This is a genomic window from Glutamicibacter sp. NPDC087344 (assembly GCF_044744225.1).
In the GTDB taxonomy this organism is placed as follows: domain Bacteria; phylum Actinomycetota; class Actinomycetes; order Actinomycetales; family Micrococcaceae; genus Glutamicibacter.
In genome coordinates this window covers 109,958-135,621 of sequence record NZ_JBIUXY010000009.1, presented here as the reverse complement: position 1 = coordinate 135,621, position 25,664 = coordinate 109,958, and the positions used below count along the sequence as shown (strand labels likewise).

Here is a 25,664-nt window from a genome sequence, read left to right as displayed (position 1 = left end):
AATGGTCAGCGAACAGCAGCTGAGTGACGCGATGGACACTGCCCTGCAGACCGCACAACGCGGCCACCGTGGAGCAAACCCGCTGGTGGGTGCCTGCATCCTCGACGAACACGGGTCCTTGATCGCCACCGGGTACCACCAGGGTGCCGGCACGCCGCACGCTGAAATTGACGCGCTGCGCCGCTTGGGGCGCATCTCCCGTGAGCGCGCGGCCACCTTGAGCATGGTGGTGACCCTGGAACCCTGCAACCACACCGGGCGCACCGGCCCGTGTTCCGCGGCCATCGCCCAGGCCGGCATCGGGGCGGTGCACTATGCGGTGGGTGATCACACCAGCGCCAGCGGGGGAGCGGACTACCTGGCCGCCGCCGGCATCAAGGTCAGCCAGGCGCGGCACACCACCTCCACCCGCGAGCTGAACCACCGGTGGTTCCGTGCCAAGGAGCAGGGCCGGCCCTTCATTACGGTCAAAACCGCCCAGTCGCTGGACGGGCGCATCAACGCCCCGGACGGCACCAGCCAGTGGATCACCTCCGCAGAATCCAGGGCGCACGCGCATTCCTTGCGAGCCCGGGTGGACGCGATTGTCATCGGCACCAACACCGTGATCCACGACGATCCCCGGCTCAACGCCCGCACCGCCGACGGCACCGCGCTGCCGCGCCAGCCCCACCGCCTGGTGATGGGCCAACGCGACCTTCCGGGGCGGCTGGCCCTCGCCTTCGACGAGCACTGGGAGCAGGTGCGCACCCGCGAGGTGCACCAGCTGGTCTCCCGCGCCAGCGAGCTGGGCTACGGCCACCTGTTAATTGAAGGCGGGGCCAGCATCGCCTCGGCCTTCATCGCCGCGGATCTGGCCGATGAAATCTACTGCTACCAGGCACCGATCATCATCGGTGCCGGCGACTCGTCGGTCAACCTCGCCACCACCCACACCTTGGGTGATGCGCGCGCCTTCCGGATCGACGCGTTCAGCAATGAAACGCTGCACCGGCTCGGCCCCGACGTGCTGCTGCACCTGGAACCCCTGCCGCGGCCCCTTTAACACCCCGCGGATTCCCGCCTTCGATGCTGCATCGGCTCCGCCCGACGCGCACCGTCCAACCACATGTAAGGACACCAACAGATATGTTTACCGGAATTGTCACCGGAACCGGCCTGATTACCGGCCTGGCCACCGACCCCGCCAAGGACCTCGCAGTGCTCACGCTCAGCGCACCGGGCCACACCCAGGACCTGGGGCTGGGAGGCTCGCTGGCGGTCAACGGAGTCTGCCTGACCGCCACCGCCCTGGACGGGGACACCCTGAGCGTCGACGTCATGGGTGAAACCCTGAACCGCACCACCACCGGGGAACTGGCCCCGGGGGCGCAGGTAAACCTTGAACGCTGCACCCCCGCCGGGGCGCGGCTTGACGGGCACGTGGTGCAGGGCCACGTGGATGCGGTGGGTGCCGTGCTGGCGCGCGAGGACCACGGCCAGTGGACCACCTTCCGGGTCTCGATCCCGGATGAGCATGCGCCGCTGACGGCGGAAAAGGGCTCGATTGCGCTGGACGGCATCTCGCTGACGCTCACCGCGGTCTCCCCGGCGGACACCCCGGCCGGCGGGCATTGGGTTGAGGTGGGGATCATCCCCATCACCCTGGCCGAAACCACCATGGGCTCCCGACAGGTCGGGGACCGCATCAACATCGAGGTCGACGTGCTGGCCAAATACGTCGCTCGCCTGAACGCCTTTGGAGGTCGTAACTCATGACTACCGCAACCTTTGATTCAATCCCCGCCGCTCTGGCGGCCTTGGCCGCCGGGCGTGCGGTGGTAGTGGTCGACGACGAAGATCGCGAGAACGAGGGCGATATCATCTTCGCCGCCGAACACGCCACCGCGCAGTTGATGGCCTTCACCATTCGGTACACCTCGGGGGTCATCTGCGTGCCGTTGGACGCCGAGCGCGCCGACGCGCTGGGCCTGGCCCCCATGGTGGGCATCAACCAGGACTCGAAAGGCACCGCCTTCACCGTGACCTGCGACGCCGCCAGCGGGATCAGCACCGGAATTTCCGCCGCCGACCGAGCGCTCACCAGCCGGTTGCTGGCCGACCCGCACACCACCCCGGCGCAGCTCTCGCGCCCGGGGCATATCTTCCCGCTGCGCGCCGCCGCCAACGGGGTGCTTGAACGCCGCGGTCACACCGAAGCGGCCGTGGACCTGTGCCGTGCCGCGGGGCTGTCGCCGGTGGGTGTGATCGGCGAGATCACCCATGACAACGGGGAGATGATGCGCCTGGATGCCTTGCGCGAGTTCGCCGCCGAGCACAACCTGCCACTGATCACCATCGATGACCTGGCCCGCTGGCGGCGCATCAATGATGAGATCGAACTCACCGCGCCGGTGGCGCTGCCCACGGCCTTCGGCGAATTCACGGCCCGGGCCGCGCTGGTGGAAGGGCACGAGCACCTGGTGCTCAGCCACCCGGGCCCGGACGGCGCGCCGGCAGGCAACCTGGTGCGGATCCATTCCGAGTGCCTCACCGGCGACGTGCTGGGGTCCTTCCGCTGCGACTGCGGGGAACAGCTTCACGGCGCCATGCAGCGGATCGCCACCGAGGGCGGGCACCTGGTGTATATCCGCGGCCATGAAGGCCGCGGCATCGGGCTGGTCAACAAGCTGCGCGCCTACGCCCTGCAGGAAGACGGAATGGACACCCTGGACGCCAACCTGCACCTGGGTTTCCCGGCCGATGCCCGCGAGTATTTTGCGGTCGCCGCGATCCTGGGGAAACTTGGCCTGCGCACCATCAGGCTGTTGAGCAACAACCCGGATAAGCAAGCCAAACTCACCGAGGCCGGCATCGAGGTTGCCGAACTGGTCCCCAGCCAGGTGGCCCCGCGCCGCGAAAACGAAAACTACCTGCGCACCAAGCAGGCCCGGTTCGGCCACCGGCTGGGATTGAACCTGCCCCAGGACTCGGCCCAGGACCAGGCGCAAGCTCAGGCGCAGGCCCAGAACTATCACGGCGCCTAAGCCCTGCCAATACAGCATCACCAACGCAACAGGAGAGAACCATGAGCAAGCACGGAGCACCAACCAACGTTTCACAGCAGCTGCAAGCGCTGGCCGGCCAGGATTCGTTCACCGGGCTGAAGATCGCCATCGTCGCCGCGAGCTGGCATGAGGTCATCATGAACGGCCTGATCGACGGGGCGCAGCGCGCCGCGAAGGATGCGGGCCTGGAAGGATCGACCACGCTGGTCCGGGTCCCGGGGACCTTCGAATTGCCGGTTGCCGCGGCAACCCTGGCCGGAGACTACGACGCGGTGATCGCCCTGGGTGTGGTCATTCGAGGCGGCACCCCGCACTTCGAGTACGTCTGCCTGGCCGCCACCAACGGCTTAACCAATGTGAGTGTAGACACCAAAACCCCCATCGGGTTCGGCGTGTTGACCTGCGACACCGAAGAACAGGGCCTGGACCGCGCGGGGCTTGAAAACTCCAGCGAGGACAAGGGGTACGAAGCCTACAGCGCCGCGGTGCTCACGCTCGCCGCGCTGGCCGCCCCGCGCGGTTAATACACCCATAATCCCCACCTGGCACCGCGGGGCCCCACCGGGCAGTTCTCCGTCACAAAACGCGCACCCAGTTCGGCCCCGCAGGTGAAAAACGCTAGGCTAGTACCGTGAAAACTTTTGACGAGCTCTTCAGCGAACTGTCGCTCAAGGCCCAAACCCGCCCGGAAGGCTCTGGAACCGTAACCGAACTCGACTCCGGTGTCCACGGCATCGGCAAGAAGATTGTCGAGGAAGCCGCCGAGGTCTGGATGGCTGCCGAGTACGAATCCGATCAGGAAGCCGCCGAGGAAATTTCGCAGCTGCTTTACCACGTGCAGGTTCTGATGATCGCCAAGGGGCTTTCCCTGGCCGACGTTTACAAGCATCTCTAGCCGTCGCGCGGGCCGCGAACGGGATCGCACATCGCTGGATCCCTTTCGCGCCTACGCACGGCGGCAGTAACAACGGCCATTGAATTATCTCCTTGGCGCTTGTTTTTGGCACCACGCCGCAGCGCCACACTCCTGAAAAGAGTCATCTTATGCTCCGCGTAGCCCTGCCCAATAAGGGTGCCCTGTCCGACATCGCCTCCACCATGTTCAAGGAAGCCGGCTACCTGCAACGCCGCGACTCCCGCGAACTGGTGATGGTCGACGAGGACAACCAGGTTGAATTTTTCTACCTCCGTCCACGCGATATCGCCGTCTATGTCGGGCGCGGCATCTTGGACGTGGGTATCACCGGGCGCGATTTGTACCTCGACGCGGATGTCGACGAGGACGTTGAAGAACTGCTCTCGCTTGGCATCGGCAAGTCCGCGTTCCGTTTCGCGGCCCCCGTCGGCGCCTACACCGAGGCCAGCCAGCTGGCCGGCAAACGCATCGCCACCAGCTACGACGTGCTGTTGCGCCACTACCTGGCGAAGTCCGGGATCGACGCGTCGGTAGTGCGGCTGGACGGCGCGGTTGAATCCTCGGTCCGCTTGGGGGTGGCGGACGCGATCGCCGATGTGGTCGAAACCGGCAACACCATCAAGGCCGCCGGAATGGAAATCTTCGGCGAAACCCTGCTTGCCTCGGAAGCCGTGCTGATCGGCCGGGTCGGGCACCAGCCTGCCGGGCTGGATGTGCTCACCCGCCGGCTCAACGGGGTACTGGTTGCCCGGCAGTACGTGATGCTCGACTACGACGTGCGACGCGACCTGGTTGAACAGGCCTGCGCGCTGACTCCGGGCCTTGAATCACCCACGGTGTCCGACCTGGCGAACTCCGAATGGTGCGCGGTGCGGGCCATGGTGAAGAAGTCGCAGACCAATAACATCATGGACGAGCTGTATGACGTGGGTGCGCGCGCCATCCTGGTCAGCCAGATCCACGCCTGCCGCATCTAGCCGCCTCGGACCCAAGGAGCAATACACGATGAGCGTTGCAATTCGAGTGATTCCCTGCCTGGACGTGGACGCCGGCCGAGTGGTGAAGGGTGTGAACTTCGAGGGCCTGCGCGACGCCGGGGACCCGGTGGAGCTGGCCCGCCGCTACAACCTCGCCGGCGCGGACGAACTGACCTTCCTGGATGTCACCGCCTCCAGCTCGGACCGCGAAACCACCTACGAGGTGGTCCGCCAGACCGCCGAGGAAGTGTTTATCCCGCTGACCGTCGGCGGCGGGGTGCGCGTGGTTGAAGACGTCGACCGGTTGCTGCGCAACGGCGCGGACAAGGCCTCGATCAACACCGCCGCGGTCTCCCGCCCGGAGGTGATCAACGAGATTACCGAACGGTTCGGTTCGCAGGTGCTGGTGCTGTCCCTGGATGCGCGCCGCACCCAGGACCCGTCGATCGCTTCCGGTTTCGAGGTCACCACCCACGGCGGGCGCCAGGGCACCGGCATGTGCGCTGTGGCCTGGGCCAAGGAAGCTGCTGAACGCGGCGTGGGGGAGATCCTGCTGAACTCCATCGACGCCGACGGCACCAAGGACGGTTTCGACCTGGAAATGATCCGTGCGGTGCGCGAGCAGGTCAGCGTCCCGCTGATCGCCTCGGGCGGCGCCGGGCGCCCGGAGGATTTCCCGCCGGCGATCGCCGCCGGGGCCGACGCGGTGCTGGCCGCCTCGATCTTCCACTTCGGCCCCACCGACATGATCGCCCGGGTCAAGCAGGCCATCCGGGACGCCGGGTACCCGGTGCGCTAAGTACGCCAACGGCAAAACAATGTGCCGATCCCCGAAAGGGGGATCGGCACATTGTTTTAATCCGCGAGGCGCGGGGCCCTAGAGCGTTGGCTTGTACGACCGGATGATCTCCAGTGCGGTGTCCCCGCCCTCGAAGGTGACCAGGCAGTGCTCCGTGCGGCCGAATGCGTACAGCATCAATTCGGTGACCGGTCCGCTGATCGACACGGCATTGGGGGCTTTTTTGGCCACATGGCGTTGGCCGTCGGGGCGGGCCAGGATGATTCCCACCGGCGCCTTGCGAAACAGCAACCTGGACATCCGGGTCAGCGACTGCCAGAGCATTTCGGTGTACTCGGGATCCAGCACCCGCGGAGCCCACTGGGCCCGAGCTCGTCTCACGTCTTCGGTGTGGATGAAGTACTCGCTGAGGTTCGCCGCCTGGTCGACCTTTTCGATGGCGAACGGGGAGTACTTCCCCGGGCCGGAACGGAAACGGCGCACCAGCGCGGCGTAGCTTTCCGGGGATTGCGCCTGATCGGCGTCGTGCTGCAACTTCTCATCAAGTTTTTTGGACAATGGTTTGAAGATGGTGCCGGCGGCGAGGAGCGAATTCTCCCGCAAAACGAGGTGCGCGGCCAAATGGCGGGTCTGCCATCCGGCGCACAGGGTCTGCGCGGTGGGACCTGCGGCCAGCAGCGTCTCTGCCAACGCCAATCGGGAAGCGTGAACTAAGTGCATCACTTCTGAAACTAGCATGCTTTATGGTTTGGCGCGCGTAATCTGCGGCGGGTGTCGGAACAATGCGGGCGAGCGGGCACCAGGGCAGGTCATGCAGGCGGGGGATCGGGTGTGCACGCAGTATGCTGGTAGGTGATGGCTACTTCTTACAAGGGTCCGGACCAGGACCCCGTTTCCACGGAACTCGACCCTGCAATTGCGCAGCGTCTCAAGCGCGATGCCCACGGCCTGTTCGCCGCCATCGTGCAGCAATACGATACCGGCACGGTGCTGATGCTCGGCTGGATGGACGACGAAGCCCTGCGCCGCACGCTGAGCACCGGCCGCGTCACCTTCTTCTCCCGCTCCCGCCAGGAGTATTGGCGCAAGGGGGATACCTCCGGGCACTTCCAGTTTGTGAAGTCCGCGGCGCTTGATTGCGACGGCGACGCGCTGCTGCTCAAGGTCGACCAGGTCGGCGCGGCCTGCCATACCGGAACCGAATCCTGCTTCACCGGCCGCGAGCTGCCGGCCGTGATCGGCCACCGCCCGGTTTCCTGAGCCATCGGTTTCCTGGCCATGCGGTCATCTGGCCATGCGGCTACTTGGCCATGAGGTGCGCAACTGCCCGGCGCGGGGACGACCTGCGAAAATCGATCCGCTTGTAGAACTCGTAGAACTTGTAGAAGAAGAAACAACATGAAAACCCTCGGCACCATTTCGCCCACCCGCGAGGCATTCCTCGCCATGGCGGCCACCCGCCGCGTCATCCCGGTGACCATGTCGGTGTTGGCCGACTCGTTGACCCCGATCGGCCTGTACCGCACCTTGGCGGCCGGGCGCCCGGGGACCTTCCTGATGGAGTCGGCCGCGGCAGGCGGTGTGTGGAGCCGCTACTCGTTTATCGGCGTGAATTCAGCCGCCACCCTCAGCACCCGCGACGGAGCGGCCTACTGGCAGGGCAATGCCCCGGCCGGGCTGCCCACCGGAGGTGTCGGGGTGCACGTCTTGCGCGACACCGTGCGGGCGCTGCATACCGAACCGATCCCCGGCATGCCGCCGCTGACCGGAGGCATGGTCGGTTTTCTCGGCTGGGACTGCGTGCGCCACTGGGAGAAGCTTCCCAACCCGCCGGCCGACGACCTGAACCTGCCAGAGCTGAGCATGAACCTGGTCGAAGACATGGCGGTGCACGACGCCACCGAGGGCACCGTGACGCTGATCGCCAACGCCATCAACTTCGATGGCAGCGACGAGCGGGTCGAAGCGGCCTATGACGCGGCCGTGGCCCGGCTGCATCAGATGCTCGATCAGCTGTGTGTGCCACTGGACGCGGCGGCCACCGTGCTGCGCGGCACCGAGGTGCCCCGCGACACGCTGATGTCCTCGGTCAGCCACTCGTGGGAGGAAAACGAGTACCTGCAGGCGCTGGCCAAGTCCAAAACCGCGATCCTGGACGGCGAGGTTTTCCAGATTGTGGTCTCGCGCCGCTTCGAGCTGGAAACCGACGCCGATGCGCTGGATGTCTACCGGGTGCTGCGCGCCACCAACCCCAGCCCCTACATGTACCTGTTCAACTTCCTCAACGAGGACGGCGAACCCTTCGAGATTGTCGGTTCCTCCCCGGAGGCGCTGGTCACGGTCAACGATTCCCACGTGGTCACGCACCCGATCGCCGGGTCCAGGCCGCGCGGGGCGAACTACGAGGAGGACCAGCTTCATGAAAAGTCGCTGGTCAACGATGAGAAGGAACGCGCGGAGCACCTGATGCTGGTGGACCTTTCGCGCAACGACCTCTCCCGGGTTTGCCAGGCCGGCAGCGTGGAGGTCACCCAGTTCATGGAGGTTGAACGCTTCAGCCACATCATGCACCTGGTTTCCAACGTGGTGGGCAAGGCCCGGGAGGATGTCGACGCGTACGACGTGCTGGCGGCCACCTTCCCGGCAGGCACCCTTTCCGGCGCGCCCAAACCGCGGGCCCTGGCGCTGCTGGATGAGTATGAGCCCTACCGCCGCGGCATCTACGGCGGGGTGGTCGGGTACCTGGACTTCGCCGGGGACATGGATATGGCCATCGCGATCCGTTCGGCGCTGCTCAAGGGCGGGCGTGCCTACGTGCAGGCCGGCGGCGGGATCGTGAATGACTCGAAGTTCGCCGACGAGGCCCTGGAAACCGTGAACAAGGCTGCCGCGCCGTTGCGCGCCGTCTGGGCCGCGCAGAGCATGCGCGCCGTCTGGGCCGCGCAGAGCATGCGCGCCGCGCAGACCGCCACCTCCCAGATCGCCACCTCGCAGGAGGACAAATGAAGCAGAAACTGACCGCGCGGAACCTGGCCCTGATCGGCGCGCTGGGTGCGGTGATTGTGCTGTTCTCAGCCACCCGCACCTGGATCACCGTGGATGTGCAATCCGGTACGGTGCAGATCCCGCAGATTGTCATCGACGGGGCGTCGGCGGCCGCCGCCACCACCGCGCTGTCCATCGCGGTGCTCGCCGGATCGCTGGCCTTGTTGATCGCCGGCAAAATCTCGCGCTACATCATCGCGGCGATCTGCCTGCTGGCCGGGGCCGCGATCATTGCCGCCGGCATCAGCACGCTGGCCGACCCGCAGGCGGCCGCCTTCACCGCGGTGTCCACCGCAACCGGGCTGGCGCAAAATGCCGCGCAGTATTCGATGAGCCCCTGGCCTGCGGTAGCCGTGCTCGGCGGTGTGCTGATCGCGGTGCAGTCGGTACTGGTGCTGGTGGTCGCCCGCAGCTGGGCGGTGAAGGCGGATAAGTACTCGCGGTCCGCGGGAAAAACCGGGATCGAACCCAAGGACGCTTCCTCGCGCAATATTTCCAGCTGGGAGCAGCTCTCCGACGGCGAGGATCCCACCGCGGGGCCCTCGGCGCACTGAGGCGCACCACCTGATCGACACGTTCGGCGCAGGAATAGGCCTGAAGCGAACACAGGTGGCAGAATGGAATTAAGCAGATCATTGTGCGGGTTCGGGACACCGGGCGCGCACACGTACTACAACTCTCAAGGAGACAGTAAGCCATGTCGCAGAAAACCGAGATCGATCCGGTCTACACCGAGCAGATCGGCCACGGCAACTCCGTCGCAGCTTGGGCCTGCGTGCTGACCATGATGGTTGGCTCGATTGCCGGCGGCATCGCCTTTGCCAACCTGAGCTGGACTTTCTTCTGGATTTCAATGGGCGTCGTCGTGCTGGGCCTGGTGCTGGGCGGGGTCTTGAAGGCCGCCGGCTTCGGCGTGGGCGGATCACGCAGCGGAGCAGCGCACTAAATTGACTGTTCTTGATGAGATCATCGCGGGCGTCCAGGAAGACCTGGGCGCCCGTCGCGCGCTGGTGAGCCTTGAGGCTCTCAAGCAGCTCGCCGCTAAGGCCCCTGCGGCGCTCGACGCGTACGCCGCCCTGGGCGGCCACCGCGATCCGGCCCAACGTGACACCCGGCTTCGGGTGATCTCCGAGGTCAAACGCAAGTCCCCGTCCAAGGGCGAGCTGGCGCAGATCCCGGAGCCGGCGGTGCTCGCCGCCGAATACGAGGCCGGCGGCGCCTCGGTGATTTCCGTGCTGACCGAAGCCCGGCGTTTCGGCGGGTCCCTGCAGGACCTGGATCAGGTGCGCCAGGCTGTGCGCATCCCGGTGCTGCGCAAGGACTTCACGGTGGACGAGTACCAGATTTACGAGGCACGCGCCCACGGTGCGGACCTCGTATTGCTCATTGTTGCGGCGCTGGATGAGAACACGCTGCGTTCTTTTCTAGAATTAACCCATGAGCTGGGGATGAACGCACTGGTGGAGACCCACACCGCGGAAGAAATCGAGTGCGCCATCGCGGTCGGCGCCAAAATCATCGGTGTGAACGTGCGCAACCTGAAAACCCTGGACGTGGATCCGGCGAACTTCTCAGTGTTGGCGCCGCTGCTGCCGGCGGATGCGGTGATCGTCGCCGAATCAGGTGTCGAATCCACGGTGCAGGTGCGCCAATATGCGGCCGACGGAGCCGACGCCATCCTGGTCGGCGAGGCGCTGGTGAAACACAGCGACCCACGCACCTCGGTGGCCGAATTCATCCAGGCAGGAACCGCGGAAAAACCGCAGCGCGCCGGCGGATGATTCCGCCCGGGCGCAGCCCGGCCAACTGATCGTGCCCCGCAGGAAGCTTCCGGCGGGGCACAAAATCTACCACGATTAACGTTTCGTTGAAGGAAAGAGGGAATCGATGAGCACCCCGGAGCATTCCGAGCACGCCGACTCGATCGACCAGCAGTCGCTAAAGCACGCAAGCGGACCATACTTCGGCGCCTACGGCGGACGATGGATGCCCGAATCCCTCATGGCCGCGATGGACGAGCTGAATGAGACCTTCGAGGCGGCCAAGAACGATCCGGAGTTCATCGCGCAGGTGCGCGATCTGAACACCAACTACTCCGGGCGCCCCTCGCTGCTGACCGAAGCCAAACGCTTCTCCGCGCAGCACTGCGCCGGGGTGCGGATCTTCCTCAAGCGCGAAGATCTGAACCATACCGGCAGCCACAAGATCAATAACGTGCTGGGCCAGGCGTTGCTGGCCAAGCGCATGGGCAAAACCCGGATCATCGCGGAAACCGGTGCCGGCCAGCATGGTGTCGCCTCGGCGACCGCCGCGGCCCTGATGGGCCTTGAATGCGTGGTCTACATGGGTGCCGAAGACACCCGCCGGCAGGCGCTGAACGTCGCCCGGATGCGCCTGCTGGGCGCCACGGTGATCCCGGTGACCGTGGGCAGCCAGACGCTGAAAGACGCGATCAACGAGGCGCTGCGCGACTGGGTCGCGAACGTGGAGAACACCCACTACCTGCTGGGTACCGCCGCCGGCGGCGCCCCGTTCCCGGCCATGGTCCGCTATTTCCACGAGGTCATCGGCGACGAGGCCCGCGAGCAGATCCTGGCCCAGACCGGCCGCCTGCCCGACGCGGTGACCGCGTGCATCGGCGGCGGCTCCAACGCCATCGGCATCTTCCACGGCTTCCTCGATGACAAGGATGTCGCCTTGTACGGGTTTGAGGCAGGCGGCGACGGGGTGGACACCGAGCGCCACGCGGCCACCATCACCCTGGGCCGGCCCGGGGTGCTGCACGGGGCGAAGAGCTACCTGATGCAGGACGAAGACGGCCAGACCGTCGAGTCGCACTCCATCTCCGCCGGGCTCGACTACCCGGGGGTCGGCCCCGAGCACGCCTTCCTGTCTGACATCGGCCGGGTGAACTACGAGCCGGTCACCGACACCGAAGCCATGGACGCCTTCCAGGCGCTGTGCCGCACCGAAGGAATCCTGCCGGCAATCGAGTCCTCCCACGCACTGGCGGGCACCATGCGCCTGGCCAAGAAGCTGGTGGCCGACGGCGCGACGCCGGAGGAAACCATCATCATCGTGAACCTCTCCGGGCGCGGGGACAAGGACGTGGGAACCGCGGCCGCCTGGTTCGGCATGATCGACCCCAAAGACGCAGACGCAGAAATCAGCGGCGCCGCCGCGCAGGCTGAGCACACCGCTTCGGACAGCGAGGAAAAGTAGATGACCCGCGTAACCAGCGCCCAGAAGATCGCCGCCGCCCGCGCCGAGGGGCGCCCGGCCCTGATCGGCTACCTGCCCGGCGGTTTCCCGGATGTTCCCACCAGCATCGAGGCGGCCGTCGCGCTGGCCGAGAACGGTGTGGACATCATCGAGATCGGCATCCCCTACTCGGACCCCGTGATGGACGGCGAGGTCATCCAGGCCGCCACCGTGCAGGCGCTGGCCGGCGGTTTCCGCGTGGCCGATGTGTTTGAGATCGTGCAGGGCATCACCTCGCGCACCGACGCCGCGGTGATGGTGATGACCTATTGGAACCCGGTGATGCGCATGGGCGTCGACGAATTCGCCCGGCGTTTCGCCGCGGCCGGCGGCTCCGGGCTGATCACCCCGGACCTGGTCCCCGAAGAGGCCGGCGAGTGGCTGGAAGCCAGCGAGAAGTACGGGCTTGAACGCGTCTTCTTGATCGCGCCGTCCTCCACCGAGCAGCGTGTGCAGCGCACCGTGGAGGCCTCCTCCGGCTTCATCTACTGCGTGTCGTTGATGGGGGTGACCGGGGCGCGCTCCGAGGTTTCCTCCGCGGCGCAGGCAGTGGTCGAGGCCGCTCACGCGGCCGGGGCGGAAAACGCCTGCGTCGGCCTGGGGGTCTCGCGGCGCGAGCATGTGACGCAGATCGGCGCCTATGCCGACGGCGTCATCGTGGGCACCGCGCTGGTCGCCGCGCTGCGCGACGGGGGAGTAGCCGCCGTGGGCGCGCTGGCCGCGGAGCTCAGCGGTACGGCCGCCAAGGAGCACGCCTAGGATGAACCTGTCCGCACAGCTTGCGCTGGCGCTGCCGGCCTCCATTCCGTCGCCGCCGGTCGAGTTCTCCAAGTTCTCGATCGGCCCGCTGACCATTCACGCCTACGCGTTATGCATCCTGCTGGGCATCGTGCTGGCGCTGTGGGTGACCAATCGCCGGTTGGCCGCGCGCGGCGGCACCTCGGATATGCTTTGGGACATCGTCATCTGGGCGATCCCGTTCGGGATCGTCGGCGGACGGCTCTACCATGTGCTCATCACCGATCCGAGCTACTACTTCGGTTTGGGCGGGCAAACGGCGCACTGGGGTGAAATCCCGCAGCTGTGGCTTGGCGGGTTGGGCATCATGGGCGCGATCTCGCTGGGCGCGGTGGGAGCATGGATCGGTTGCCGGCGCGCCGGGGTGAGGCTCTCGGCCTTTGCCGACGCGGCCGCCCCCGGGGTGCTGCTGGCGCAAATGGCCGGGCGCTGGGGCAACTGGTTCAACCAGGAGCTTTTCGGCGCGCCGACCACGTTGCCCTGGGGTCTGGAAATCGATGCGAGCAATCACAACTTCCCGGCCGGGCTTCCCGCGGACACCTTGTTCCACCCGACGTTCTTGTACGAATCAATCTGGAACCTGCTGGGCTTTGTTGTGCTGATCGCGCTGGATCGCAAATTCCAGCTGCGTCGCGGGGCGCTGTTCTGGTGCTACGTGATCTGGTACGGCATCGGGCGCACCTTCACCGAGTCGTTGCGCCTGGACCCGGCCGAGATCATCACCATCGGCCCGCTGGCCTTGCGTGTGCACCAGTGGTTGGCCATCGCCCTGGTGCTGCTGGGAACCGTGGCGCTGACCTACGTGCTGGCTAAGCTGCGCGGCCAGCATCAGGACTCGATCTTCTTGCCGGGACGCGAGCCGGCGGCCCAGCCCGCGGCGGCGGATACCGCCGCTGACGGCCTGGCCCCGGATACCGAACCGGCATCCGCAGAGGACACGCCAAAATCCTCGGGCGAGCAACCATAAACATGCTGCAACACACAAGGGACCATCGTGGCGATGGTCCCTTTTGTGTTGCCCCGCACCGACGGAGCGCGTCAAAAAACCGATATTTCACGACACATTTGCACACCTGCGGATCACCCCCGGATCTCATCGGCAACATACTTGAAACATTATGAAGCGGCCCGCGGCGGGAAATCCGGCCGTTTTTGGAACCGCGGCGGCGCCAGACGCCGGAAAAGCCCCCAAAAATTCGCAGGTGGTTTTAACATTTCCGAAACACAACCGTGTGCCCGAAAGAAACAAACGGTGCGTAGTGTAAAAGCCACGCGTTGCGCTGGCACCCTTCATACCCCGCGAAGGCCAGATCGCACGTGAACCACAACGAGGTGGGAACCGTTCGTCCCCCGACACCTCGATACGTAGCGCCCACCGGCACTACCCGTTCGATGTGTTTGGGCCAGGCGAAACACAGGTGGCCGGCAGCCGAGCAAGCTGCGAGTCTTCTCCACAATGCCGCACGCACGTCGCAAACCGGACCGCCTTTCCTGCTTGAACCATAGAAAGGCACGCTCATGAGCATGACCGGAGTCCAGTTGAACGCCTCGCCAGGTTTTGGCGGGGAACGTACCTCGCCCTACACCCGATTCTCCGCCGTGCCTCCCGCACAAGGCCTGTACGATCCCGCCGCAGAGAAGGACGCCTGCGGGCTGGCGATGATCGCATCGCTGAAGAATTCCGCGTCCCATGAGATTGTCTCCCACGCGTTGACCGCCCTGCGCCGCCTGGAGCACCGCGGCGCGATTGGCGCCGATGAAGGAACCGGCGACGGCGCAGGCATTCTGCTTCACCTGCCCGACGCCTTCTTGCGCAACGCCACCGACTTTCCGCTTCCGGCCGCCGGAAGCTACGCGGTGGGCATGGGTTTCCTTCCCGCCGCCGCCAACGAGCTGGCTCTGGCCCGCGAAGAACTCGAAGAGCTTGCCGACGAAGAAAACCTCACCGTGCTCGGCTGGCGCGATGTGCCGGTCGACGCCTCCGTGCTGGGCGCCTCGGCCCGCGCCGTGATGCCGCACATCACCCAGCTTTTTGTCGCCGCGCGCCAGGGTGCATCGGGCGGCGGCAACTCGTCGCGTGAGCTTGACGCCGCGGTATGGCGCCTTCGCCGCCGCGCCCACAACAAGATGGGTGTCTACTTCGCCTCGTTCTCCTCGCAGTCCATCGTGTACAAGGGCATGGTCTCCACCGCCCAGCTTGAGCCGTTCTACCCGGACCTCTCCGATGCCGGCTTCGCCAGCCGTTGCGCGATCGTGCACTCGCGCTTCTCCACCAACACGTTCCCCTCCTGGCCGCTGGCTCAGCCGTTCCGCACCATCGCCCACAACGGCGAGATCAATACGGTCAAGGGCAACCGCAACTGGATGCGCGCCCGCCAGGCCACACTGAGCTCCGAGCTGCTCGGTGAAGTGCCCGAGGAACTGTTCCCCATCTGCACCGCCGGCGCCTCCGACTCCGCCTCCTTCGACGAGGTCGCCGAGATGCTCATGCTCTCCGGGCGCAACGTCGCCGAGGCGATCATGATGATGATCCCGCAGCCGTGGGAAAACGACACCGCAATGGACGCCGATCTGCGCGCGTTCTACCAGTACCACTCGATGCTGATCGAACCATGGGACGGCCCGGCCGCGGTGTGCTTCACGGACGGCCAAATGGCCGGTGCGGTGCTTGACCGCAACGGCCTGCGCCCGGCCCGCTGGTGGGTCACCGACGACGATCTGGTGGTGCTGGCCAGCGAGGTCGGTGTGATCGACGTCGAGGAGGAGCACATCCTGGCCAAGGGCCGCGTAGCCCCCGGCAAAATGTTCGCGATCGACCTGAACGCCGGACGGATTGTCACGGACAGCGAAATCAAGGCGCAGGTCGCCGCCGCCAAACCGTGGCGTGAATGGGTTGGGGCGAACCTGAAGTCCCTGGATGACTTCCCGGATCTGGAACACGTGCGGCACAACTCCGCCTCGGTGCTGCTGCGCCAGCTCACCTTTGGCTACACCAACGAAGAGTTGCGCACCATCCTGGCGCCGATGGCCGCCAACGGCGCCGAGCCGCTGGCCGCCATGGGCACCGACACCCCGATCGCCGCCCTGGCCGATCGCCCGCGCCTGCTGTTCGACTACTTCACGCAGTCCTTCGCGCAGGTCACCAACCCGCCGCTGGATGCAATTCGTGAAGAACTGGTGACCTCGCTGGGCACCTCGATCGGGCCCGACGGCAACCTGCTGGCGCTGGACCGGGTGCCGCAGACCCACCTGGCCCTGGACTACCCGGTGCTGACCAACGACCAGTTGGCCAAGATCGTGAACCTGCGCGACGAGGCCGGCGCCAAGTACTCGTTGAAGGTGCGCGGGCTGTACCGCCCCACCGGCGGGGAAAGCGAACTGCGCGCCCGCCTGCAGGAAATCTGCGAAAAGGTGTCCGCCGCGGTGAACCGCGGGGTGCGCTACATCGTGCTCTCCGACCGCGATTCCTCGGCGGCCTGGGCTCCGATCCCGTCGCTGCTGTTGACCAGCGCGGTCCACCACCACCTGCTCAAGAGCTCGATGCGCACCCGGGTGTCGCTGATCATCGAATCCGGCGACGCCCGCGAGGTGCACCACATCGCCGCCCTGGTCGGGTACGGCGCCAGCGCCATCAACCCGTACCTGGCCCTTGAATCCGTGGAGCAGATGGTCGAGGACGGCCAGCTGCCCGGAATCAGCGCGGCCACAGCCGGCAAGAACCTGATCAAGGCCCTGGGCAAGGGGCTGCTGAAGATCATGAGCAAGATGGGGATCTCCACGGTCTCCTCCTACTGCGGGGCGCAGACCTTTGAAGCGGTCGGCCTCTCGCAGCGCGTGGTCGACCAGTACTTCACCGGGACCGCCACCAAGCTTTCGGGGATCGAGCTGGATGTGGTGGCCGCTGAGGCCGCCGCCCGGCATGCCCGCGCCTACCCGCAAATTGCCGGCGGTGCGCAGCCCGAAGAGCTGGAAACCGGTGGAGAATACCAGTGGCGCCGCGAGGGCCCGCCGCACCTGTTCAACCCGGAAACGGTTTTCCGGTTGCAGCATTCAACCCGGACCCGCCGCTACGACGTGTTCAAGGAGTACACCAAGGCCGTCGACGATCAGGCGGCGCAGCTCAAAACCCTGCGTGGCCTGCTGGAATTCGACACCGCCGGTATCACGCCGATCGACATCGACGAGGTTGAGCCGGTGTCCGAAATCGTGAAGCGTTTCGCCACCGGCGCGATGAGCTACGGCTCGATCTCCGCCGAGGCGCACGAAACCCTGGCGATCGCGATGAACCGCCTGGGCGCCAAGTCGAACACCGGCGAGGGTGGCGAGGACCCCGAGCGGCTGCTGGATCCCGAGCGCCGCAGCGCGGTGAAGCAGATCGCCTCCGGGCGCTTCGGGGTGACCAGCTTGTACCTGTCCAACGCCGATGACATCCAGATCAAGATGGCCCAGGGTGCCAAGCCGGGGGAGGGTGGCCAGCTGATGAGCCAGAAGCTCTACCCGTGGATCGCCAAGACCCGCCACTCCACCCCGGGTGTCGGGCTGATTTCCCCGCCGCCGCACCACGACATCTACTCGATCGAGGACCTGGCCCAGCTGATCCACGACGCCAAGTGCTCCAACCCGTCGGCCCGCGTGCATGTGAAGCTGGTCTCCGAGTCCGGCATCGGCACTGTCGCGGCCGGGGTGGCCAAGGCGAAGGCCGACGTGGTGCTCGTTTCCGGGCACGACGGCGGCACCGGCGCCTCGCCGATCAACTCGCTCAAGCATGCCGGCACCCCCTGGGAGCTGGGCCTGGCCGAGGCGCAGCAGACGCTGATCCTCAACGGGCTGCGCGACCGCGTGACCGTGCAGGTCGACGGCCAGCTGAAGACCGGACGCGACGTGATCATCGGCGCCCTGCTGGGGGCCGAGGAGTTCGGTTTCGCCACCGCCCCACTGGTGGTCTCCGGCTGCATCATGATGCGCGTGTGCCACCTGGACACCTGCCCGGTGGGTGTGGCCACGCAGAACCCGGTCCTGCGCGAACGCTTCAACGGCAAGGCCGAATTCGTGGTGAACTTCTTCGAGTTCCTGGCCCAGGAGGTGCGCGAACTGCTCGCGAGCCTCGGGGCGCGCACCGTGGCCGAGGTGGTTGGGCGTGTCGAGCTGCTCAAGGTTTCCCAGCAGCAGCTTTCCGCACACCAGAAGGTCACCGGCCTGGCGCTGGAAGCGATCACCCACGTCCCCGACGTGCAGCTGGCGGCCCGCAGCCGCCGGATCAGCCAGGACCACGGCTTGGAGGCGCATCTCGACCAGCGTTTGCTCGCCGCGGCGGCCCCGGCGCTGGCCGACCGCCTGCCGGTGAGCATCGAGAGCCCGATCGTGAACACCGATCGCTCGGTGGGAACCCTGCTGGGCCACCATGTGACCAAAACCTTCGGCGTGGACGAGCTGGCGGCGGACACCATCAAGGTGAACCTCTCCGGCCGTGCCGGGCAGTCGCTGGGCGCCTTCCTGCCCGCCGGAATCACCCTGGCGCTGTCAGGGGATGCGAACGACTACGTGGGCAAGGGCCTGTCCGGCGGGCGGATCGCCATCCATCCGCCGCAGCGCACCGAATCCAAGCCCGAGGAACAGGTCATCGCCGGCAACGTCGTGGGCTACGGCGCCACCAGCGGGCAGCTGTTCATCAACGGCATGGTCGGCGAACGCTTCGCGGTCCGCAACTCCGGGGCAAGCCTGGTGGTTGAAGGCATCGGGGAACACGGCTGCGAGTACATGACCGGCGGCACCGTGCTGATCCTCGGTGAGACCGGACGCAACTTCGGCGCCGGTTTCTCCGGTGGAACCGCCTGGGTGCTGGACTTCGATCCGAACACCCTGAACCCGCTGGCCGCGGCGGAGGGGGACCTGCTGATCAGCGCCGTCGACGACGCCGCGGCGCAGCAGATCTACGCACTGCTCACCGAGCACATCGCGCTGACCGCTTCACCGCTGGCGCAGCGCCTGGTGCTCGACTGGGAGCGCACCCGCACCCGGTTCACCAGCATCATCCCGCGCGGCTTCGCCGCCGTGCAGCAACTGCGCTCCGACGCACTGGCAGCCGGGGACAACCCCGACTCGCCGGAGGTCTGGACCAAGATTCTGGAGGTGACCCGTGGCTGATCCACGCGGCTTCTTGACGGTGACCGAACGGGTCACCCAGCCTAAACGACCGGTGCCGATCAGGCTCATGGACTACCGCGAGGTGACCGAGCGCCAGCAGGCCGGAACCCTGAAGTCCCAGGCCTCGCGCTGCATGGACTGCGGTGTGCCGTTCTGCCACAACGGCTGCCCGCTGGGCAACCTGATCCCGGAGTTCAACGACCTGGTCTACCGGGATCGGATGGACGACGCCGCCACGCGGCTGCTGTCCACCAACAACTTCCCGGAATTCACCGGCAAGCTGTGCCCGGCGCCGTGCGAGTCCTCCTGCGTGCTGGGGATCAACCAGCCGGCGGTGACCATCAAGCAGGTGGAAGCCGAGCTGGCCGATCATCTGATGGATGCGGGGGATTTCATCCCCAATCCGCCGGCGCGCCACACCGAGTTCCGTGTCGCGGTGGTAGGCTCGGGGCCCGCCGGCTTGGCCGCCGCCCAGCAGCTGACCCGCGCCGGGCACACCGTGGCGGTGTATGAACGCGACGAGGCCATCGGCGGACTGCTGCGTTTCGGCATTCCGGATTTCAAGCTGGAAAAGCAGGTCATCGACCGCCGGCTGGAGCAGATGCGCGCCGAAGGCACGATCTTCCGCACCGGGATCGAGATCGGAAAGGACATCACCTGGCAGCAGCTGCGTCGCGACTACGACGCGGTGATCGTCGCCACCGGCGCCACCGTGCCCCGTGAGCTGCCGGTCCCGGGCCGCGAGCTGCATGGTGTTCATCACGCGATGGAGTTCCTCACAGAGAACAACCGCGTGGTTGCCGGCCTGAAAAACGAGCGCACCATCGACGCGGCGGGCAAGCACGTGATCGTGCTCGGCGGCGGCGACACCGGTTCGGACTGCATCGGCACCGCGCTGCGCCAGGGCGCAGCCAGTGTCACCACCCTTGCCATCGGCAAGCAGCCGGGCACCGAACGGAACGAAAATCAGCCTTGGCCGATGATGCCGGTGCTGTTCGAGGTGCAGTCCTCGCACGAGGAAGGCGGTGAGCGCAGCTACCTGGCTTCGACGGTGAACTTCGTTCGCGGCGAGGGAAGTAAGCAGAATACCGTGATCGGTGTTACAGTTGCAGAGACAGAATTTGTTGCTGGCAAGCGCCTCCCGAAGCCTGGAACCGAACGCGTCATCAAGGCGGATCTGGTTTTGCTTGCCCTCGGGTTCACCGGTCCGGAAGACTCCGGACTGGTCGAACAGGTCAGTACCGAATTCGACAACCGGGGCAACGTCGCCCGAGATGGCTACTACATGACGAACACCGACGGGGTGTTCGCCGCCGGAGACTCGGGTCGAGGGCAGTCGTTGATCGTGTGGGCAATCGCCGAAGGGCGTGCCTGCGCAGCCTCGGTGGACAAGTTCCTCATGGGTTCAACAACACTTCCCGCGCCGGTAGCTCCAAGCGATAGGGCCATCAGCATCATTTGAGAGTCACAGGCTTAAATGCGGCACACCCACTGAGGGTGGGCCGCATTTTGCCTACGGTTTACATGAAAGGCATATGGCTGACGGAATGAGACGCGCAAAGATTGTTGCTACCTGGGGTCCATCCCTAGCGAGCTATGAAAACACCGTAGCGGTATTGAAGGCGGGCGTCGACGTGGCCCGCCTGAACATGAGCCATGGGGATCACTCCATGCACGCGCAGTCCCTGGCGAATGTGCGCAATGCGGCGGCGGAGATCGGCCGCGCGGTCGGTGTATTCGCCGACCTCCAGGGCCCGAAGATCCGCCTGGGCCGCTTCAAGGACAACGCGAAATACATCCTTGAAGCCGGCGAACAGTTCACCATCACCATCGAGGAGGTCGAAGGCACCCGCAACCTGTGCGGCACCACCTTCAAGGGGCTTCCCTCGGACGTGCAGGTGGGCGACTTCCTGCTGGTGAACGACGGCAAGGTCAAGCTCAAGGCCGTAGAGGTCACCGACACCGAGGTGCGCTCCGAGGTTGTTGTTGGCGGCGAGGTCTCCAACAACAAGGGAATCAACCTGCCAGGGGTGGCGGTGAACGTTCCCGCGCTCAGCGAGAAGGATGAGGACGACCTGCGCTGGGCCCTGCGCGCCGGCATCGACATGGTGGCGCTGTCCTTCGTGCGCAACGCCAGCGACATCGAGCGCGTGCACGAGATCATGGACGAAGAAGGCCGCCGGGTGCCGGTGATTGCCAAGATCGAGAAGCCGCAAGCGGTGGCCGCGCTGGAGGAGATCGTTAACGCGTTCGACGCCATCATGGTCGCCCGCGGCGATTTGGGTGTGGAGCTTCCGCTGGAAGACGTGCCCGTGGTGCAGAAGCGCGCCGTGGAGCTGGCCCGCCGCTGGGCCAAGCCGGTCATCGTCGCCACCCAGGTGCTCGAATCCATGATCGAATCACCCACCCCGACCCGCGCCGAGGCATCTGACTGCGCGAACGCGGTGCTCGACGGAGCCGACGCGGTGATGCTCTCGGGGGAGACCTCGGTGGGTGCGTACCCGGTGGAAACCGTGGAGACCATGTCCCGCATCATCTCCTCCACCGAGCAGCACGGGCTGGATCGGATTCCGCGTTTGGGTTCCAAGCCAAAGACCCGTGGCGGCGCGATCACTCGTGCGGCCGTGGAGATCGCCGATCAGCTCGATGCCAAGTACATCGTTGCCTTCACCCAGTCCGGCGATTCGGCCCGACGCCTCTCGCGGCTGCGCCCGAAGAAGCCGGTGCTGGCGTTCACCCCGCTGCAGCAGACCTACAACATCATGACCCTGATGTGGGGTGTCCAGGCCCGGCTGGTTGCCTATGCGGACCACACGGATAAGATGACCGCCCAGGTCGACGAGGCGCTGTTGAGTGAAGGCCTGGCCGAACTGAACGACATCGTGTGCATCGCCGCCGGTTCCCCTCCGGGGCAGGCCGGTTCAACCAACTCGTTGCGCGTCCACAAGGTCGGCGACCTGGCCGACGCCGGACAGCTGGTTAACGGCAAGCCGATGCCTGCGCGTGAAACCGTTGGCCCGTGGGACCCGGAGAACGTTGCGGTCTCCGGTTAGCTGTAGCACCGGCGTCCAGCCGTACGCGTAGACCCAGGAAGGACCCGGCCCTGCCCGCACACTGCGGGCAGGGCCGGGTCCTTCGTCGTTGGGCCCAGCTCAAACGGCCTTGGGCTACTCAATTGTGTTGCACATCACGCGGGGAAACTTTAATTGCGGGGCGCGAATTCTATTGGGGCAAACAAAAAATCCGCTGGCAGCAGTTCGTTGACTGCAACCAGCGGATCTCTTTTTTGTGCCCAAGGTGGGACTCGAACCCACACATCTTTCGATACCGCATTTTGAGTGCGGCGCGTCTACCGATTCCGCCACTTGGGCGGGCACAATGAATATCCTACTTGAGGTTTCGCAGATTTCCTAATTGAGCTCTTGGCCGATATTCGGCCCGATCCGAACGCAACCCAGTAGGCTTAGAAGTGACACTGAGGCAACGGGGCTTCACGTACTGAAACCACCGACATCTGCCGATCGTGATGGCAGGCATTCTTAACACGAAGGACGGCGCCGAATGAGCGAGCTACCAGAAATCACCAGGATCCCCTCCGAGGCGACGAGCTCGCCACGCCGCGTCATCGTGGCAGAAGATGAGACGTTGATTCGCCTGGATATCGTCGAAATTCTGCGTTCCGAGGGGTATGATGTGGTGGCCGAGGCGGACAACGGCCAGAGCGCCCTGGAAAAAGCCCGCGAGCTGAAGCCGGATCTGGTGCTGATGGACGTCAAGATGCCGGTTATGGACGGCATTACCGCGGCCGAGGCGATCGTGAAGGAACGCATCGCCCCGGTGGTCCTGCTGACGGCTTTCAGCCAGAAGGAGCTGGTGGAGCGTGCCAGGGAGGCTGGCGCCATGGCTTACGTGGTCAAGCCATTCACCCCGGCAGACCTCACGCCGGCGATCGAAATCGCGATTTCCCGCAACGATGAATTGCGCGCCTTGGAAGAAGAAGTTTCCAACCTGGCCGAACAGTTTGAAACCCGCAAGCTGGTGGATCGCGCCAAGAGCCTGCTGATCACCAAGATGGGACTCAGCGAGCCCGAGGCATTCCGCTGGATTCAAAAAACTTCGATGGATCGCCGCCTGAGCATGCGACAGGTCGCGGAGACCGTCATCGATCAGGTGAAGTAGGCCGCCGCAGGCCGCGCTCCTGGCAAAATGTGCGTCAAACCACCTGTGGTTTGACGCACATTTTTTATTTTCCGGATTCTTCACAGATTCTCCGGGGCCGGTGTTTGCGCAGGAAGTTGCCCGTTGTTCACCTTCCGTTAACCTTGTGTTGCCATGGTGGACATGTTGACGAACCATTACATGGGCATAAGATTGAAATTACGTGCTGACCCATGGTTTGGCGCGCCCTCCAACTTGCACCACGGATCGAACTCGATCCACGTAATTTTCCTTGCCGTTCGACCCCTCAGGCTGGTATTCAATGGATTTGACGCTTATCGTCGTCCTGGTCATTGCCTTGGCGTTGTTTTTCGACTTCACCAACGGTTTCCATGACACGGCCAATGCGATGGCCACCCCAATCGCAACCGGGGCAATTTCGCCCAAAAAGGCAGTTGCCCTCGCCGCAATTTTGAACCTCGTCGGTGCGTTCCTGTCCACGGAAGTCGCCAAAACAATTTCTGGCGGCATCATCAACGAAGACCCCACCGGCAGTTCAGGTGTTGCCATCGGCCCGGCGCTCATTTTCGCTGGCTTGATGGGGGCCGTGATCTGGAACCTGTTGACCTGGCTGCTGGGCCTGCCGTCAAGCTCGTCCCACGCATTGTTTGGCGGGTTGGTGGGTGCCGCGATTGTCGGCGCCGGCTTTAATGCAGTGAACTACGGGGTACTGCTCTCCAAAGTGCTGATTCCTGCTCTTTGCGCGCCGGTCATCGCGGGTGTCTCCGCGTACCTGTGCACCAAGCTTGCCTACGCAATCACCAAGCGTTCGGCAGGCTCCTCCCCGAAACGCGGTGGATTCCGCTATGGCCAGATTTTTTCCTCCTCGCTGGTGGCGCTCTCGCACGGCACCAACGACGCGCAGAAGACCATGGGAATCATCACCCTGACCCTGGTCGCCTCGGGTTTGCAGGACGCAAATTCTCCGGTGCACCTGTGGGTTGTCGCAGCCTGTGCATTTGCCATCGCGCTGGGAACCTACACCGGTGGCTGGCGCATCATCGAGACCATGGGTTCGGGTCTGACCGATGTGAAGCCCGCCCAGGGTTTCGCCGCTGAAATGTCGACCGCGTCGGCCATTTTGACCTCATCCCATCTGGGTTTCGCTTTGTCGACCACCCAGGTCGCCTCTGGCTCGGTGATCGGTTCGGGCCTTGGCCGCAAGGGCGCCGAGGTGCGCTGGGGTACCGCCGGGCGTATTGCACTGGGCTGGCTGTTCACGTTGCCTGCCGCGGCCGTCGTCGGCGGTTTGGCTGCCTGGATTACCAAAGCCGGAACCGTTGGCTTCTACATCGTGGCCGTATTGGGTGTTGCCGCGATGCTGACTATCTGGGTGGTGTCGCGCAAGCAGCCGCACGACCATGAGTCGGCGATGTCGGACATCGACAATTCCGGGGCCGCGGTGAATATCCTGAACAAAAAGGAACGTCGCGCGAAGGCCAAGGCCGAAGCGAAGGCCAAGCAGGAAGCCTTGCGTGCGAAGGCCGAACGAGATGAGGCCGAAGAAGAGAAGGTGGAGAACGCATGATCGACTGGACAGCATTCTTGATCGTTGCCGTCGTCACCTGGGCCGCCGCCTTGCTGATTGTTGCCGCCTACTCGCTAGGTGTCCGCCTGCTGGCGGTAGCCAAGGATGAGGGAGCGAACGTTGGGCTGAGCAAGTCCGGGGCGTACGCCTGCTTCACGGTGTGCGGTCTGATCGTCGCCTTCGGAGTGATCTTGATTGTGCCTCAGCTCAGCGAGGCAATTCTGGGAATTTCCTCGAGCCACTAGGTTGCTGCGGTGCGCTTGGCCGCGTACAGCTGGTTACCCGCGGGAGGCACCCCTAGACTGGAGCCATGACAAGCTTCAAGTACTACGTGGGTGCCTCCATTGATGGTTTTATTGCAGATCGCGATGGAAATGCGCGGTGGCTTCAACCGTTTACGAAGCTCGCCGGCGTGCGGGAGCACTTCGAGCAGTTTTTTGCCGGAGTGGGCGCGGTGGTGATCGGGGGCAAAACCTATGAAAATATCGCTCGGGACGTCGCCGAGGGAAACCTGGAATGGATCTACGGGAACAAACCCGTGTGGGTGTTCACGCATCACGAACTGCCCACGGTGCCCGGGGCTGACCTGACCTTCATCCGCGGTGAAATCGGCTTTTGGAGCAGGGACATCGCCCGCAGCGCCTTGGCGGGAGACGTGTGGGTTGTCGGCGGGGCGGATCTAGCCGGCGGGTTCCTTGAAGCCGGAATGCTTGACGAGCTGGTGGTCATCACCGTTCCGGTGCTGCTCGGTGGCGGTGCGAGTGTTTTTGGCCGCGGTATCACCCGCGAACTCGCTGGCCTGGAGCTGAGCAACCTCGGTGGGAATGTGTTCGCTTCCCGCTATGCGATTGGGTAGCCGCCAGCTGTTTTTTGAAGACGATCCCAACCGGTCAGATTATCTGCGCCCGCCCCGATGGGGCGGGCGCTTTTT

Annotated in this window: 23 protein-coding genes and 1 tRNA gene; 22 read left to right on the top strand and 2 right to left on the bottom strand. The window is 65.1% G+C overall.

All coding sequences use genetic code 11. From position 1 onward, the window contains the following. The first annotated feature begins 1 nt into the window (after nucleotide 1). The 7 genes from ribD to hisF all read left to right on the top strand — a co-directional run bounded on the left by ribD (nucleotide 2) and on the right by hisF (nucleotide 5,739). Nucleotides 2-1,045 carry a bifunctional diaminohydroxyphosphoribosylaminopyrimidine deaminase/5-amino-6-(5-phosphoribosylamino)uracil reductase RibD gene (gene ribD / locus ACIOWL_RS16210; protein ID WP_400387354.1) on the top strand — a complete coding sequence of 348 codons (1,044 nt, stop codon included), beginning with the start codon at nucleotides 2-4 and terminating at the stop codon, nucleotides 1,043-1,045. An 83-nt stretch (nucleotides 1,046-1,128) separates the two neighbouring features. Next, nucleotides 1,129-1,758, top strand: a complete 630-nt coding sequence (locus tag ACIOWL_RS16205) for a riboflavin synthase (RefSeq protein ID WP_400387352.1) — start codon at nucleotides 1,129-1,131, stop codon at nucleotides 1,756-1,758. Continuing rightward, nucleotides 1,755-3,026, top strand: coding sequence for a 3,4-dihydroxy-2-butanone-4-phosphate synthase (gene ribB, locus ACIOWL_RS16200; protein ID WP_400387350.1), 1,272 nt, complete (start codon nucleotides 1,755-1,757; stop codon nucleotides 3,024-3,026). Before ACIOWL_RS16205 ends, ribB begins: the two co-directional genes overlap by 4 nt. A gap of 41 nt (nucleotides 3,027-3,067) precedes the next feature. Then, nucleotides 3,068-3,571, top strand: coding sequence for a 6,7-dimethyl-8-ribityllumazine synthase (ribH, locus tag ACIOWL_RS16195; RefSeq protein ID WP_400387348.1), 504 nt, complete (start codon nucleotides 3,068-3,070; stop codon nucleotides 3,569-3,571). A gap of 107 nt (nucleotides 3,572-3,678) precedes the next feature. Continuing rightward, nucleotides 3,679-3,942, top strand: a complete 264-nt coding sequence (locus tag ACIOWL_RS16190; RefSeq protein ID WP_400387346.1) for a phosphoribosyl-ATP diphosphatase — start codon at nucleotides 3,679-3,681, stop codon at nucleotides 3,940-3,942. A 149-nt stretch (nucleotides 3,943-4,091) separates the two neighbouring features. After that, nucleotides 4,092-4,940: an ATP phosphoribosyltransferase gene (hisG, locus tag ACIOWL_RS16185; RefSeq protein ID WP_400387343.1), complete on the top strand. Its 849-nt coding sequence runs from the start codon at nucleotides 4,092-4,094 to the stop codon at nucleotides 4,938-4,940. Nucleotides 4,941-4,968: 28 nt separating this feature from the next. Then, nucleotides 4,969-5,739, top strand: coding sequence for an imidazole glycerol phosphate synthase subunit HisF (hisF, locus tag ACIOWL_RS16180; protein WP_400387340.1), 771 nt, complete (start codon nucleotides 4,969-4,971; stop codon nucleotides 5,737-5,739). A gap of 78 nt (nucleotides 5,740-5,817) precedes the next feature. Here hisF and ACIOWL_RS16175 read toward each other — a convergent pair whose 3' ends face one another. Next, entirely contained in the window at nucleotides 5,818-6,477 is a 660-nt protein-coding gene (locus ACIOWL_RS16175) for a TIGR03085 family metal-binding protein (protein ID WP_400387338.1), read from the bottom strand. Nucleotides 6,478-6,594: 117 nt separating this feature from the next. Between ACIOWL_RS16175 and hisI the strand changes: the two genes are divergently transcribed. From hisI to pyk, 11 genes are all read left to right on the top strand, one after another. Beyond that, nucleotides 6,595-6,999, top strand: coding sequence for a phosphoribosyl-AMP cyclohydrolase (hisI, locus tag ACIOWL_RS16170; RefSeq protein WP_400387335.1), 405 nt, complete (start codon nucleotides 6,595-6,597; stop codon nucleotides 6,997-6,999). 138 nt (nucleotides 7,000-7,137) lie between these two features. Continuing rightward, nucleotides 7,138-8,745 carry an anthranilate synthase component I gene (locus tag ACIOWL_RS16165; protein WP_400387332.1) on the top strand — a complete coding sequence of 536 codons (1,608 nt, stop codon included), beginning with the start codon at nucleotides 7,138-7,140 and terminating at the stop codon, nucleotides 8,743-8,745. Further along, nucleotides 8,742-9,338 (top strand): Trp biosynthesis-associated membrane protein, encoded by a 597-nt coding sequence (locus ACIOWL_RS16160; RefSeq protein WP_400387330.1) that lies wholly within the window; start codon nucleotides 8,742-8,744, stop codon nucleotides 9,336-9,338. Before ACIOWL_RS16165 ends, ACIOWL_RS16160 begins: the two co-directional genes overlap by 4 nt. A 143-nt stretch (nucleotides 9,339-9,481) precedes the next feature. Beyond that, nucleotides 9,482-9,730, top strand: a complete 249-nt coding sequence (locus ACIOWL_RS16155) for an HGxxPAAW family protein (protein WP_400387327.1) — start codon at nucleotides 9,482-9,484, stop codon at nucleotides 9,728-9,730. Nucleotide 9,731: 1 nt separating this feature from the next. Beyond that, nucleotides 9,732-10,565, top strand: a complete 834-nt coding sequence (trpC, locus tag ACIOWL_RS16150) for an indole-3-glycerol phosphate synthase TrpC (RefSeq protein ID WP_400387324.1) — start codon at nucleotides 9,732-9,734, stop codon at nucleotides 10,563-10,565. A gap of 106 nt (nucleotides 10,566-10,671) precedes the next feature. Then, nucleotides 10,672-12,006, top strand: a complete 1,335-nt coding sequence (gene trpB / locus ACIOWL_RS16145) for a tryptophan synthase subunit beta (RefSeq protein ID WP_400387321.1) — start codon at nucleotides 10,672-10,674, stop codon at nucleotides 12,004-12,006. Continuing rightward, a complete protein-coding gene (trpA, locus tag ACIOWL_RS16140) occupies nucleotides 12,007-12,804 on the top strand; it encodes a tryptophan synthase subunit alpha (RefSeq protein WP_400387319.1) in 798 nt (265 codons plus the stop codon). Between the two features lies 1 nt (nucleotide 12,805). Further along, on the top strand, nucleotides 12,806-13,810 hold the full coding sequence (gene lgt / locus ACIOWL_RS16135) for a prolipoprotein diacylglyceryl transferase (protein WP_400387316.1): 1,005 nt from the start codon (nucleotides 12,806-12,808) through the stop codon (nucleotides 13,808-13,810). Nucleotides 13,811-14,361: 551 nt separating this feature from the next. Continuing rightward, nucleotides 14,362-18,987, top strand: a complete 4,626-nt coding sequence (gltB, locus tag ACIOWL_RS16130; protein ID WP_400387313.1) for a glutamate synthase large subunit — start codon at nucleotides 14,362-14,364, stop codon at nucleotides 18,985-18,987. Continuing rightward, entirely contained in the window at nucleotides 18,980-20,449 is a 1,470-nt protein-coding gene (locus ACIOWL_RS16125; RefSeq protein WP_400387311.1) for a glutamate synthase subunit beta, read from the top strand. Before gltB ends, ACIOWL_RS16125 begins: the two co-directional genes overlap by 8 nt. 85 nt (nucleotides 20,450-20,534) lie before the next feature. Next, nucleotides 20,535-22,040, top strand: a complete 1,506-nt coding sequence (gene pyk / locus ACIOWL_RS16120; protein ID WP_400387309.1) for a pyruvate kinase — start codon at nucleotides 20,535-20,537, stop codon at nucleotides 22,038-22,040. A gap of 236 nt (nucleotides 22,041-22,276) precedes the next feature. Here the strand turns inward: pyk and ACIOWL_RS16115 are convergent. Continuing rightward, nucleotides 22,277-22,358 (bottom strand) — tRNA-Leu (locus ACIOWL_RS16115). Between the two features lie 190 nt (nucleotides 22,359-22,548). Here ACIOWL_RS16115 and ACIOWL_RS16110 point away from each other — a divergent pair. The 4 genes from ACIOWL_RS16110 to ACIOWL_RS16095 all read left to right on the top strand — a co-directional run bounded on the left by ACIOWL_RS16110 (nucleotide 22,549) and on the right by ACIOWL_RS16095 (nucleotide 25,589). After that, on the top strand, nucleotides 22,549-23,166 hold the full coding sequence (locus ACIOWL_RS16110; protein ID WP_400387306.1) for an ANTAR domain-containing response regulator: 618 nt from the start codon (nucleotides 22,549-22,551) through the stop codon (nucleotides 23,164-23,166). A 301-nt stretch (nucleotides 23,167-23,467) separates the two neighbouring features. Further along, nucleotides 23,468-24,733 (top strand): anion permease, encoded by a 1,266-nt coding sequence (locus ACIOWL_RS16105; protein ID WP_400387303.1) that lies wholly within the window; start codon nucleotides 23,468-23,470, stop codon nucleotides 24,731-24,733. Further along, a complete protein-coding gene (locus tag ACIOWL_RS16100; RefSeq protein WP_400387300.1) occupies nucleotides 24,730-24,978 on the top strand; it encodes a hypothetical protein in 249 nt (82 codons plus the stop codon). The genes ACIOWL_RS16105 and ACIOWL_RS16100 overlap by 4 nt, the downstream gene beginning before the upstream one ends. Nucleotides 24,979-25,043: 65 nt before the next feature. Further along, on the top strand, nucleotides 25,044-25,589 hold the full coding sequence (locus ACIOWL_RS16095) for a dihydrofolate reductase family protein (RefSeq protein WP_400387298.1): 546 nt from the start codon (nucleotides 25,044-25,046) through the stop codon (nucleotides 25,587-25,589). The last annotated feature ends 75 nt before the right edge of the window (nucleotides 25,590-25,664 follow it).